Source organism: Flavisolibacter ginsengisoli DSM 18119 (genome assembly GCF_900129295.1).
GTDB classification, from domain to species: domain Bacteria; phylum Bacteroidota; class Bacteroidia; order Chitinophagales; family Chitinophagaceae; genus Flavisolibacter; species Flavisolibacter ginsengisoli.
Window position 1 is genome coordinate 196,701 of sequence record NZ_FQUU01000007.1, and the last position, 14,244, is coordinate 210,944.

Here is a 14,244-nt window from a genome sequence, read left to right on the forward strand (position 1 = left end):
TGATTCCATGCCTGGTGAAGTTTTTTGGTAGTCTAATATCCCCTTGCATTCTTCCCTTCCATGTAATTGATGAAAGCAGTATTTACCACCCTGTTACCTCCGGGAGTAGGATAGTTACCTGTGAAGTACCAGTCACCTAAATTATTAGGGCATGCTTCGTGCAAGGATTCAATGGTTTGATAGATGACATCCACAGGGATCTGGAGTCCTTGCGGGGTGATCAGTTCTGCTATCTTCTTAGTGATCTCCTCGTTGGTGAAGGATTTATAGATCTGTTTGACCACGTTTACGGTATGCAATTGATTATTACGCACCATTTCCTTACATTGGTCGTAGAGTTCCTTTAAAACATCTTCCTTACCTCTTTCCTTCAGCAAATGAATGGCGGCATTGAAAGCAATAAAATCACCCAGTTTGCTCATGTCAATGCCATAACAATCGGGATAACGTATTTGTGGGGAAGATGAAACGACAATGATGCGCTTAGGCTCCAGGCGGGCCAGCATCCGGATGATACTTTCCCTGAGCGTGGTACCCCTAACAATGGAATCATCAATAACCACCAATGTGTCAATGCCTTTCCTGACTGTACCATAGGTGATATCATACACGTGCTGCACCATCTCGTTGCGGTTCACATCTTCGGTGATGAAGGTCCTCATCTTTACATCCTTGATGGCTATCTTTTCCATGCGCACCTTACGGTTGATCATCTCGTGCAACTTCTCCGGGTCCACATTATTACCCCAGGAAGCGATACGCTCAACCTTGATCTTATTAAGGTAGTCTTCACAACCTTTACTCAATCCGTAGAAGGCCACTTCGGCCGTATTGGGAATAAAAGAAAATATCGTGTTCTTTAAATCGAATTCCACTGCTTCCAGCACCTGCTTGCTCAGGTTATATCCCAGGCGCTGACGTTCCCTGTAGATCTTTTCGTCACTACCGCGGGAGAAATAAATGCGCTCAAAGCTGCAGGCCTTTCTTTCTTTCGGTTCAATGATCTGCTCGATCTTCACTTCGCCATTCTCCAGCACAATAAGTGCTTTACCCGGCAATAATTCCTGCACTTCATTTTCACCCACATTAAAAGCTGTGCGTAAAGCTGCTCTTTCCGATGCTGCTACAACCACTTCATCATTGATATAATAATACGATGGTCGTATGCCATGCGCATCCCTGAAAACAAAGCCTATCCCATTGCCTGTGGCGCCACCTACATGGAAACCACCGTCAAACAAAGGCACGGCTTTCTTTAACACGCTTACAATATCCAATTCCTGCTGGTTGGCCTCATCCGCTTTGACAATGAAATGATAGATAACCTCCATCATGGCCGCCAGGTCGCTTTGTTTTTGAAACTCACCCGGGTCCATGTTCACCAGTTCAAACAGTTCGTCCGTATTTACCAGGTTAAAGTTGCCGGCTAATACAAGATTTCGTGCAGGAATCGTATGACGTTTAATAAAAGGATGGCAGAACTGCACATTGTTTCTGCCTTGAGTACCATAGCGCAGGTGGCCTAATAACTGTTCTCCCAAAAAAGACAAGTGCCCTTTCATCAACCCCGGGTAATTACCGATCTCGGGATTAAACTTCTGGAGTTCATTGAACTCTTCGCCTATCTGTTTAAATATATCAGCAATGCTGCCCGCTTCGGCACTCCTGATGCGGGAAAGGAAGGGGTAGCCGGGTTCTACATTCAATTTCACAGCCGCCACACCCGCGCCGTCCTGGCCCCGGTTGTGCTGCTTTTCCATTAAAAGGTAGAGTTTATTCAGGCCCCACAATACGGAGCCATAGGTTTGCTGGTAGTAAGAGAAGGGCTTGCGTAAACGAATAAAGGCAAGACCACATTCGTGTTTTATTGCGTCGCTCATTGGAAGAAGCGCAAATGTAATCTGTTTTCTGTTAAGCGCAGGTTACACTTACCCACCTAAACAACATTAATTACATCCCTGATATCAGGAGAAGCCAACTCAATTAATGGAATTATGTAATGTAGAAGCCGGAGTAAACACTACAGGCATGGACACTTTTAAATAACAACCTTCGCCTGGGTTGGACACGATCTCTTTCTTCCCTCCAAATAGCTCGGCCCTGTTGCGTATATTGGTAAATCCTAAACCTTTCTTTACCGTTTTTTTATCAAAGCCTTTACCATCATCTATAATTTCGAGTAATACACTTTGGATGGTACTTCTTAGGGTAACAGATATATTAGTAGCTTCGGCATGCTTGGCAATGTTATTCAACTGCTCCTGGACAATGCGGAACAATGTCAACTTTTGATTCTCGGGAATATTGATCTCTTCAAAATCCTCATAATTAAAATCTATACGTATCAATTGAGCCCTGCTGAGAGAATCAGTTAATTCACAGATAGACTCTACCAGGCCCAGGTCACTTAAAGTATGAGGTAATAAAGACCTTGACATAGCCCTTATCTCATTGATAGCATCCCCTACACCTTTCAATGCCATGTTTACCATCTCAAGGGTAGTTTCATTGGCCGTGCTTTTTGCAAGATCCAGGAATAATTTGATAGTCGTTAGTTGTTGCCCGATGTTATCATGCAGTTCTTTACCAATCTCTCTTCTTTCCTTCTCCTGACCGTCAAGGGTTGCTTGCGTTAATTGTTTTTGATGACGCATTCCATCAGCTAGTAATTTCTTTTCCTGCTTTTTCCTTTCAGTTATATTAGCTACTGAGCAAAGAATATGCAGCACTTCACCATTTTCATTCAATAAAGGTTCTGCACTGATCAAAAGCCAGATCCGTTCTTTTTTATGTGGTTGCCACACACCCATCACGAAATCTTTTACCTGTTTTCCTGTCTGCAGCACTTTAAAGGTGGGCCGGTTGACAACTGCTATATTTTTCCCGTCTTCACAAACCACATCGGAATACACTTTCCATATTTCCTTTCCAATAAGGTCTTCCTCTTTCACCTCAAAAATATCCGTCAGCGCTTTATTACAAAGAATGGTTTTCCCCTCTGCGTTCTGCATCATCACGCCTATCTGAAGATCCTTTATAAGTGCCCTGAAACGCTTCTCACTTTCTTTTAAGGCATCAGCAGCCTGCTTTCGTAAACTATCATCATGGAAATATATTACGATACTATTGATGTATGGATTCCTTAACAGGTTATGCCCGCGTACCATGCACCAAACCCATTCATCATTCTTTTTGCGCAGCCTGATGACAATGTATTTTATCTCGGGATTTTCCGAGATTTCCCTTTGAAATGATTCCATGGCCCAGGCAATATCATCCGGGTGCACAAATTCAAATCCATTGAGCCCAATTACTTCTTCAGCATCAAATCCAAGCACATTCTTTATCGAAGGAGAACTAAAGCTGATGTTTCCATTTCCGTCCAATAAGATGATGCCATCAAGAGAGTCTGATATCAGGGTGCGGTAAAACTTTTCGCTTTTCTGCAGCTTATTTTCTATCTCCTTCCTGTCTGTTATATCCCGGCCAACATATACGTAGCCCAATTTATTCTGGTCATGAAAGATCTTTTTAACTGTAAAATGAAAATACCTCGTATTTCCATTGGGAAGTTCGATCGTTATCTCTCCATTCCAGCTGCCAAACTTTACCAGTGTCTCATTAAACAATTCAAAACTAACTCGTTGAAAAAGTGCTGGCATAGCGGTATTGACCCGTACTCCCTTTGCTGTTTTTTCCGGGATGCCGTAATGATCTTCAGCAGCCTTATTCCAGGCTTTAATAATATAATTATTATCGGTAGTGATAATAATATCAGATACATTTTCAAGGACTGTTGCCTGGTAGCGGAGCTTTTCTTCTGTCTGTTTTTGTTCTTCAATATCTACTACAGAGCCAATATAACCTACAAAGGTTTGTTCATTCAAAAACCTTGGCATACCGGTGTCCTGTATCCAGCGGTATTCGCCTTTATAATTCAGGAGCCTATACACCATAACCACGGGAGTCCTGCTTTCAAATGCGGCAATGTATTTATTCAGAGAAGGCACCAGGTCGTCCGGATGAACTAATGATCTCCAACCTTCAGAATTGAAGGCTATAATGTCTTTCCCCGTGAAGTCAAGCCATTTTTCATTAAGATAGGTGATCTTATTATTCTCATCTGTCATCCAGATCATTACCGGAGCAGCATCTGCCATTTCATTAAACCTGGCCTCACTTTCTCTTATTCTTGACTCAGCATTGATCCTTTCAGTAATATCGGTAGCTGTCACAAGAAGGCCTAAAGCCTTTTCATTACAGCGTAACTGTTTGTAGGTAATTATTAAAGTGATCTTCTTTTGATCACAGGGACGGGTAAAAGAAGCTTCGCCTGTCCATTCGCCATTCTGTTTGATTATTTCCCGCACCTCATCATAGGTGCCTGACTTGTACTCTAGTTGTATGAATTCTTTCAATTGCCTGCCTAATATCTGGGTAGCTGGTATGCCGGATATCTTTTCCGCGGCCTTATTCCAGGTAAGGGGCCGGTACTCCATATCAGCGGCAACAAGAATGTCAGAAGTCTCTTCCACTAGGTGCGCCAATAAAGAATTATTCTCTTCGATCTGCCTTCTTTGGGTAACATCTCTCTGTGAACCCCAAATTCTAATTAGATATCCATTTTGAACGATACCAATAAGATTGGTCAGGTAATAGCGGGTATTCCCTTGTGCGTCCTTATCATGTAATTCGGCGTTCTGTAATTTAAAATCATTGTCAATGAAGCGTTGTATAAAACTCTCGGTACCCTCAGCATCCATTTTCAACAGGCCGCTAAGAGAAAAACTTTTGTCTTCAGTGCCCATATCTCTTATCCACATAGCTTCCATTGCTGCATTGCATTCAGAGATATAGCTATGCTGGTCCAAATGTGCCACCATATCACGGGCACTGGCTGTAATTTCAATAGGAATATGCAGTTCTTTACAGAAAATACCTGCCACACTCTGTTCTATGAATGTTTTGTACCGGTTATTTTCTTCCTTCATCAACTCCCTGAAATGTATCTTGTCTGTCTGGTCAATAGCTGTGACCTGGTAATACTTTTTGTTATTCAGAAGAATGGTGGAGAGATGCAGTTCAACAGCCATTTGCTCTCCCATGTTATTATGGTGGCAAAAACTCTCAGAAAAAGTACCGCATTCATTTATTTCACCAGATAGTCTCTCAATAAATGTAAATCGGTGGTACTCAGAGAAAAAGTCAAGGAAATTGCTTCGTTCCATAAGAGGTACGGAATAACCGTACAGACGCGATGCAGCAGGATTGGCAAATGCAATCGCAAAACATTCAGCGTCAACTATCCATAGTGGCAGCGGATGAGCTTCCAACAGCAACCTTTCGGATGCAGAAAAAAGGCATGTTTTCAGGGATGAGGACATGGACTATTGGATGGATTTACACGAAGCCTGCAATAATCTTTAAAAATACATCCTGCAATGAAGATTTTAAACGCTTGAAGAATATAATTGCGGCGACTAAAGGTTTACCATTAGTCAACTCTGCAATAAACTGTGTCTAAGTATGATGGGATAATTGAATACTCTTTAAAGAATCCAATTCAACCATTTCAAATTATTTCCCCTTGATTATTTTGATGCTGTGGCCTTCTCGGCATCTGTAAATTTCTTCAATTGGGGGCAATTTCCTGTTTCAGCATCTATCATGATATAATAAGAAGGAATATTGGCTTTCAGCCACTTATCCAGGGCCTGGTATTTTTTTTCTTCCAGGGCAGATTGGGAAATGCGGTTATAATCATCCTTTAAATTCAGGCGATGAGGCTCTGACTTGGACTTTAAGTAAAGTATACGCACTCCTTTCTTTCCACGTTCATCTGTAAACACAGTAGGCTGAGAATACTCGCCAACTTTAATCTTATCCAGCATAGCCACTATGCCCTTATCCAGCTCGTCGATGCGGTTATAGGCATCTCCATCTCCACTGATAATATAGGGCCCGGCATATTTTGCCTGTTCATCGTCACTATACTTACCTGCGGCATTATTAAAATCGATTGTACCAGCTATTAGCTTTGCCCGTACGGAATCCAGTTTGGAAATGCTTGCGTTAAGCTCTACGTCAGTAATGGGAGGGATACGTAAAATATGACGGATCACCGCATCATCACCATTCTTTTGCACCATCTGTATGATATGGTACCCAAATTTGGTTTTGATAACATTAGAGATCTGTCCTTCTTTCAGGCGAAAAGCTGCAGCCATGAAGGTGGGATCCCATTGCTTTTCATTGCGGTTGATCTGGTATTGTCCACCCCTGTCCTTTGAACCCGGGTCTTCAGAATATTTCTTTGCTGCCTGTTCAAATGAGATAAGTCCGGCCTCTATTTGCTTTTTATAATTTGCAAGTTCGTCCATCACATATTTCTCCAGGTCGTGTGATGCTTTTGGATATACAACGATCTGTCCCAACTCTACTTCCGATTCAAAGAAGGGTAAACTGTCTTTAGGATAACGATCAAAATAGGTCTTAACTTCTGTTGGAGTGATTTTAATATTGTCAACGATCTTTCTTTGCATGGCCTGCGCCAGTTTGCTTTCCTTCACCGATTCACGGGCGTCATCCTTGATCTGGTAAATAGTTTTACCCGCCACAGACTCCAGGGCTTCCTGCGTTCCATATTGACTGATAAAATAACGAACCCTTTGGTCCAGTTCTGCCTCCACCTCTTCATCTGTCACTGGTAAAGAGTCTTTTTGCGCCTGCAGCATCAACACCTTTGAAACCAATGCCTGCTCCATTACAGAGCATTCTGCATTCTCAGGCACTGTGGCGCCTTGTCTTGACATGTCGGCAATGGCATTGTGTATGTCAGATTGAAGGATGATCTTGTCCCCTACAATGCCAACAATTTTATCCGCAACAATTTTCTTTTGTTGTCCAAAAGAAGCCATCGTTATTGTACCAAGGCCAAGGAAAAGCAGAACGAACTTTTTCATATACGTCAAATGTTTCCAAAAATAACTTTTACAACCAAGAATACCGGGTTGGGAAATCATGGATTAACAAAGTCTTTGAATATATGTGGGGTAGTTTAAAAAGGATAATATTTAGATCTTCCAGCATAATGAGAAAAATGTTCAATAAACTTGTACAGCAGGCATATCAACAATCAGGAGACAGGCTCTATTTCATGAGCCAACTTTTTCAGGTATTGTTTTGGAATGGCTACTTCCGGGGAAGTTGATCTTAAGTGCAACAAAAGCGCCACTACAAAGAACTGGCCTTCATCAGCAAGCTTTAAGTCGTGTTTTCCCGGGTACAGAAATTCTAAACGCTTCTTTACATTGTTAATGCCCACACCATTTTCGTGAAACGGAACAACTTCATTTTTGCTGTTCACTACCTTACATTGAAGCAAATCGCCTTTTACAGCAATGTCAACGCTCATCCAGGACTGTTGCAGCTGTTCAGACGTGCCGTGTTTAAAAGCGTTTTCCAGAAATGGAAGAATGAGAAGTGGTGTAATGAATTTGTTTTGTATGTCACCTTCGATATTTACGGAAATGTCTATCTTATCACCATACCGCTCCTTTTCCAGGCCAATGTAGTCTTTCATAACCTCTACTTCTTTCTCCAGGAGCACTTCATCAGTTTTGCATTCATAAAGTATGTAGCTAAGGAGGGAAGACAACTTCAGAATCATTTGTGGCGTTTGGGGAGAACTATGAAGCGCAAACGAATAGATGTTATTGAGGGTATTAAACAGAAAATGCGGATGCAATTGTGCTTTTAATAATTGTAGTTCAGCTGTGACCTTCTCGCGTTCCGATTGTTCCCAACGGGTTTGCGTGACAGTCCAATGTTTCATAAGTATAGCCGCAGACATACTAGAAACCGTAGTGGCCATGCAAAGTAGGCTGTGAGGTTCGCGTAATGAACTATTTGTATGTGGAATAGACCAAAGTTCCTGTAAGGGATCAAAAATGTAAAAGCGAAAATAAATATTGGTGTACCATCCAACAACACTCCAGAGTAGTATAAATGCTGTGAAATAAATATACTTATTCTTCAGCAACAGTTGTTTGATGGCAAAATGCGAAACAGGATAAGTATATAATATAAAAACGGGTATCCATATAGTAATCCGTTTAAAATTATATTCAAAAGTTGACCAAACGAAGGTCCAGAAGATCGTCCATAAGATAAGCCAGATTCCCCAGAACAACATATGCCTTGCCAGCCGGTATGCTGGAGAAAATATAAAATCATTTCTTCCAGGCATTCGTTTGAGTTGTTGAGTGCTTATCACAATTTTATCAAATTTGATTAGGCAACAGAAAATATTGCAGCATCTCCAAGTAAGTAATATATAGCTCAATATTAGTCGGCCAACTGAAAAACAGGTCTTAGCGTTTAATACTATCAATAGAGTTGTCCTCCAGTGGAAACTAATGACCTATCGCCACGAAAACTTCCATATTGCTATTCGAAAAAGACCAGTAAATATCTTAATTCCCAAAGTTTAGCAATTCTAAAAATAAAAGTATTTGGCTCTCCGAATCAATTGACAAGGCTTGATATACAAGTTAGCAATTTAATATTGGTTTAAAAACAGGTGTAGACCAATTCCAAAAATCATCGATGGACAACCTAAAATAGCCATGAATAGATTGTAAAAAGTATATAATAGAAGAACCCTGCTGAGGTCCTGCTTTCCGAGGATTTCAATTATTGATCATTAGGCATTATGGCTTCTATAATCTTAGAAAGGAATAGTACCAACAGCCTCTCTGACCTCAACTGCTTTATTATTCATCATTCCTCTTTCTATTTTCGACATCCTATCTGTATCCGCTGTGCTCCTATGGTTCATACAGGTGCATATAAAAAGCCTCTGATTTCTGGAAGGCTTTTTTAAATAAATATGGCAGCTACCGTATTTTACCCCGCCGCAGGGCGGGGCTCCCGTCCGCCCTGCAGCGGCAGTGCAGTACCATCGGCCATGAGGGGTTTAGCCGCTCAAAAGAATAGTTTATACAAAACAGGACCATACGTTATAAAGCATAGGCGCATAAAAAAAGCCTTTCATTTCTGAAAGGCTTTCATTTAATAAATATGGCAGCTACCTACTCTCCCGCATTTTGGTGCAGTACCATCGGCCATGAGGGGCTTAACTTCTCTGTTCGGTATGGGAAGAGGTGAACACCCTCGGCAAAACCACCATAAAAAGGTAAGTGAACAAGTTAACAGGTTGATCAAGTTAACAAGGAAAGCCTTGTCAACATTATCAACTATTCAACTTATCAACTATAATAAGATTAACATATTGGATCAAAAAAGGAGTTAGGAGAGAGTCTATCTATACCATGCCTTTGAGGGCAGGTAGTAAAAAAAAATTAAAGCGTACGAGCAATTAGTACTACTCGGCTTTGCTATTACTAGCTTTACACCTGTAGCCTATCAACGTAGTCGTCTACTACGGCTCTTAAAAGTAAACTCATCTTGTGGAAGGTTTCACGCTTAGATGCTTTCAGCGTTTATCCTTGCCGTACATAGCTACTCTGCACTGCACCTGGCGGCACAACAGATACACCAGCGGTACGTGCGACCCGGTCCTCTCGTACTAAGGTCACGTCCACTCAATTTACTCGCGCCCACCACAGATAGGGACCGAACTGTCTTGCGACGTTCTGAACCCAGTTCACGTGCCACTTTAATCGGCGAACAGCCGAACCCTTGGGACCTTCTCCAGCCCCAGGATGTGACGAACCGACATCGAGGTGCCAAACCTCCCCGTCGATATGAGCTCTTGGGGGAGATCAGCCTGTTATCCCCGGAGTACCTTTTATCCTTTGAGCGATGGCCCTTCCATGCAGAACCACCGGATCACTTCAGCCGGCTTTCGCCCCTGCTCGACCTGTATGTCTCACAGTCAAGCTCCCTTATACTGATGCGCTCTACGTACGATTACCAACCGTACTGAGGGAACCTTTGCAAGCCTCCGTTACTTTTTAGGAGGCGACCACCCCAGTCAAACTACCCACCATGCACTGTTTCCATTACTGGATTAGATCCTAAACAAACGAAGGTTGGTATTTCAACGTTGACTCCACCATGCCTGGCGACACAGCTTCAAAGTCTCCCAACTATCCTACACATCGGTTGTTCAAAATCAATGCAAAGTTGTAGTGAAGGTTCACGGGGTCTTTCCGTCCCGTGGCGGGTAACCGGCATCTTCACCGATACTACAATTTCACCGGGCTCGTGGAGGAGACAGTGTTCAACTCATTAGACCATTCGTGCAGGTCGGAACTTACCCGACAAGGAATTTCGCTACCTTAGGACCGTTATAGTTACGGCCGCCGTTTACTGGGGCTTCAGTCAGGAGCTTTGGAGTTGCCTCCGAACACCCTTCCTTAACCTTCCAGCACCGGGCAGGTATCAGGCTCTATACGTCATCTTACGATTTTGCAGGGCCCTGTGTTTTTGTTAAACAGTTGGTTGAACCATTTTACTGTGACCGCATCGCTGCGGTACGCTTTATCCCGAAGTTACAGCGTTAATTTGCCTAGTTCCTTCTCCACGGCTCACCCGAGCGCCTTAGAATTCTCATCCCGTCTACCTGTGTCGGTTTGCGGTACTGGCAGCATTCACCTGAACCTTAGAGGTTTTTCTCGGCGGCTATTAGGACACTCCATCGGGCCGAAGCCCTCAGATACTTTCGTACTTCGCCATCCTTTGCGGATTTACCTGCAAAAAATATAACTACATACTTAAACGTGCTATTCCGTAAGCATCGTGTGTCGGTCACTTCCGCGTCACCCCATCGAAATGAATGCCGGTACTGGAATATTAACCAGTTTTCCATCAGTTACCCCTTTCGGGTTTACCTAAGGACCAGACTAACCCTGATCCGATTAACGTTGATCAGGAACCCTTAGACTTTCGGCGATAAGGTTTTTCACCTTATTTATCGTTACTTATACCTACATTTTCTTTTGAAATCGCTCCAGCATACCTCACGGTACACCTTCGATGCTGATTTCAATGCTCCCCTACCGATATACACTCTGAAGTGCAATCATAAAGCTTCGGTTCGTAGTTTGATGCCCGATTATTTTCCGTGCAGGGTCTCTCGACCAGTGAGCTGTTACGCACTCTTTAAATGAATGGCTGCTTCCAAGCCAACATCCTGGCTGTTATAGAAACCCCACCTCGTTTGATCAACTTAACTACGTATTAGGGACCTTAGCTGTTATTCTGGGTTATTTCCCTCTCGGCCACGGACCTTAGCGCCCGCAGCCTCACTGCCGCAGATATTTATTAGCATTCGGAGTTTGTCAGGGTTTGGTAGGCGGTGAAGCCCCCTAGCCCAATCAGTAGCTCTACCTCTAATAAACTTCTAAAATGCGACGCTGTTCCTAAAAACATTTCGGGGAGAACGAGCTATCTCTCAGTTTGATTGGCCTTTCACCCCTATCCACAAGTCATCCCAGAGCTTTTCAACGCTAACGGGTTCGGCCCTCCAGAGAGTGTTACCCCTCCTTCAGCCTGCTCATGGATAGATCACAAAGTTTCGCGTCTGCCCCCACAGACTAATGCGCCCTATTTGGACTCGCTTTCGCTACGGCTCCGTTAATTAAGAACTTAACCTCGCCTGTGAGGAGCAACTCGTAGGTTCATTATGCAAAAGGCACGCCGTCACATATTGCTATGCTCCGACCGCTTGTAGGCACACGGTTTCAGGTACTATTTCACTCCCTTGTTTAGGGTGCTTTTCACCTTTCCCTTACGGTACTGGTTCACTATCGGTCTCTGAGGAGTATTTAGCCTTACCAGATGGTGCTGGCAGATTCAAGCAGGATTTCTCCGGTCCCGCCCTACTCAGGATACCACTCGTCCCTGTCAATTTACGCTTACGCGGCTATCACGCTCTATGGCTCAATTTTCCAAAAAATTCAGCTTGATGACAGTTTCTAAATGTGGTCCTACAACCCTCAATCGGCACGCCGATCAAGTTTAGGCTGTTCCCTGTTCGCTCGCCACTACTTGGGGAATCATTAATTTATTTTCTTTTCCTCCCGGTACTTAGATGTTTCAGTTCTCGGGGTTGGCTTTCCTTTCGGAATGACATGTCTTCAACATGCCGGGTTGTCCCATTCGGAAATCTGCGGATGTAACGATTGTGTGCATCTCCCCGCAGCTTATCGCAGCTTACCACGTCCTTCTTCGCCTCTCAGAGCCAAGGCATCCACCATGTGCCCTTAGTTGCTTTAAAAAATTTGAAATTGTATTTGTTACCCGACCACAACAACTTCAGACCACCAAAAACTTGGCGATACTAAATTATTATGTGATCGTTCAATAGACTCTCGTCTAACAACTTTTTTGATTTTTCCAATATGTCAAAGAACTTAACCGATTTAAAATTTAATATCGAATATGTAATATTGAATACTAAACCCTAAATGGTCTTTAGCTGATAACCTGGATACGATCCAGTCAAAATCCCTAATGGATTATTACCATCTTAGTTTGAAAGAACTGTTTCGTTTTCCCTCAATATCCCAATTGACAATTGCCAATCGAAAATATTGTGGAGGATAACGGATTCGAACCGTTGACCCCCTGCGTGCAAGGCAGGTGCTCTAGCCAGCTGAGCTAATCCCCCTACTGTAAAGGTTGACTAGTTACTGGTCTTGTGGCAGTTGACAAGAAATGAAGACCTTTTCAACTTTTCACCTCATCAACTAATCACCGGCAGCTTTCTGTGGTAGACCCGACCAGATTTGAACTGGTGACCCCTACATTATCAGTGTAGTGCTCTAACCAGGCTGAGCTACGGATCTGTTTGGTGTATCTTGTAGCCCCTTTTTATCGGGTTTACTTTTAAAAACTTGTAAAAGAACTTCTTTAAGTAATTTGAAAGAGATGGAAACAACAGCAGGTAAGCCAATGTTACCTCTTGGGCGGACCCAGAGGAACGTGCTCTAAAAAGGAGGTATTCCAGCCGCACCTTCCGATACGGCTACCTTGTTACGACTTAGCCCCAGTTACTAGTTTTACCCTAGGCGGCTCCTTGCGGTTACCGACTTTAGGTACACCCAGCTTCCATGGCTTGACGGGCGGTGTGTGCAAGGTCCGGGAACGTATTCACCGTATCGTTGCTGATATACGATTACTAGCGATTCCAGCTTCATGGAGTCGAGTTGCAGACTCCAATCTGAACTGAGAGGCGTTTTTTGGGATTGGCTCCTTATCGCTAAGTGGCAGCCCTTTGTACGCCCCATTGTAGCACGTGTGTAGCCCTGGGCATAAAGGCCATGATGACTTGACATCATCCCCTCCTTCCTCGCGTCTTACGACGGCAGTTTCACTAGAGTTCCCAGCGTTACCTGATGGCAACTAGTGATGGGGGTTGCGCTCGTTGCGGGACTTAACCCAACACCTCACGGCACGAGCTGACGACAGCCATGCAGCACCTTATAATCTGTGTATTGCTACAAAATGAGCTTTCACCCACGGTCAGACTACATTCTAGCCCAGGTAAGGTTCCTCGCGTATCATCGAATTAAACCACATGCTCCACCGCTTGTGCGGACCCCCGCCAATTCCTTTGAGTTTCAACCTTGCGGTCGTACTTCCCAGGTGGGATACTTAATGCTTTCGCTCAGACACACACTGTGTATCGCGTATGTCGAGTATCCATCGTTTAGGGCGTGGACTACCAGGGTATCTAATCCTGTTTGATCCCCACGCTTTCGTGCCTCAGAGTCAATATTCGTGTAGCGAGCTGCCTTCGCAATTGGTGTTCTATGTCATATCTAAGCATTTCACCGCTACATGACATATTCCGCTCACCTCCACGGTATTCAAGATAGATAGTATCAACGGCAGTTTCCGAGTTAAGCTCGAAGATTTCACCACTGACTTACCTACCCTCCTACGCACCCTTTAAACCCAGTGAATCCGGATAACGCTTGCACCCTCCGTATTACCGCGGCTGCTGGCACGGAGTTAGCCGGTGCTTATTCCTATGGTACCGTCAATCGGGAAAGAATTCCCGGGTTTCGTCCCATATAAAAGAAGTTTACAATCCAGAGGACCTTCATCCTTCACGCGGCATGGCTGGTTCAGACTTGCGTCCATTGACCAATATTCCTTACTGCTGCCTCCCGTAGGAGTCGGGCCCGTGTCTCAGTGCCCGTGTGACTGGTCGTGCTCTCACACCAGTTACTGATCGCAGGCTTGGTGGGCCGTTACCCTCACCAACTACCT

At 43.7% G+C, this 14,244-nt stretch carries 4 protein-coding genes, 2 tRNA genes and 3 rRNA genes; all 9 read right to left on the reverse strand.

Annotated features, from left to right (window positions below; all coding sequences use genetic code 11):
• Positions 1–32: 32 nt before the first annotated feature.
• Positions 33–1,880: an amidophosphoribosyltransferase gene (locus tag BUA53_RS10325; RefSeq protein WP_072835295.1), complete on the reverse strand. Its 1,848-nt coding sequence runs from the start codon at positions 1,878–1,880 to the stop codon at positions 33–35.
• 99 nt (positions 1,881–1,979) lie between these two features.
• On the reverse strand, positions 1,980–5,384 hold the full coding sequence (locus tag BUA53_RS10330; protein ID WP_072835296.1) for a PAS domain S-box protein: 3,405 nt from the start codon (positions 5,382–5,384) through the stop codon (positions 1,980–1,982).
• A 207-nt stretch (positions 5,385–5,591) separates the two neighbouring features.
• Positions 5,592–6,962 carry a peptidylprolyl isomerase gene (locus BUA53_RS10335; RefSeq protein WP_072835297.1) on the reverse strand — a complete coding sequence of 457 codons (1,371 nt, stop codon included), beginning with the start codon at positions 6,960–6,962 and terminating at the stop codon, positions 5,592–5,594.
• 173 nt (positions 6,963–7,135) lie between these two features.
• Positions 7,136–8,248 (reverse strand): sensor histidine kinase, encoded by a 1,113-nt coding sequence (locus BUA53_RS10340; protein ID WP_072835298.1) that lies wholly within the window; start codon positions 8,246–8,248, stop codon positions 7,136–7,138.
• Positions 8,249–9,079: 831 nt separating this feature from the next.
• Positions 9,080–9,191 (reverse strand): 5S ribosomal RNA (rrf, locus tag BUA53_RS10345).
• Between the two features lie 168 nt (positions 9,192–9,359).
• Positions 9,360–12,244: ribosomal RNA gene (locus BUA53_RS10350) — 23S ribosomal RNA — on the reverse strand.
• 319 nt (positions 12,245–12,563) lie between these two features.
• Positions 12,564–12,637, reverse strand: a tRNA-Ala gene (locus BUA53_RS10355).
• 100 nt (positions 12,638–12,737) lie between these two features.
• A tRNA-Ile gene (locus tag BUA53_RS10360) sits at positions 12,738–12,815 on the reverse strand.
• 145 nt (positions 12,816–12,960) lie between these two features.
• A 16S ribosomal RNA gene (locus BUA53_RS10365) occupies positions 12,961–14,244 on the reverse strand; the annotation flags it as partial.

Excerpts from the sequence above, each read along its gene's own strand:
- BUA53_RS10325 (WP_072835295.1), bottom strand. The coding sequence starts at position 1,880 with ATGAGCGACGCAATAAAACACGAATGTGGTCTTGCCTTTATTCGTTTA.
- BUA53_RS10330 (WP_072835296.1), bottom strand. The coding sequence starts at position 5,384 with ATGTCCTCATCCCTGAAAACATGCCTTTTTTCTGCATCCGAAAGGTTG.
- BUA53_RS10335 (WP_072835297.1), bottom strand. The coding sequence starts at position 6,962 with ATGAAAAAGTTCGTTCTGCTTTTCCTTGGCCTTGGTACAATAACGATG.
- BUA53_RS10340 (WP_072835298.1), bottom strand. The coding sequence starts at position 8,248 with ATGCCTGGAAGAAATGATTTTATATTTTCTCCAGCATACCGGCTGGCA.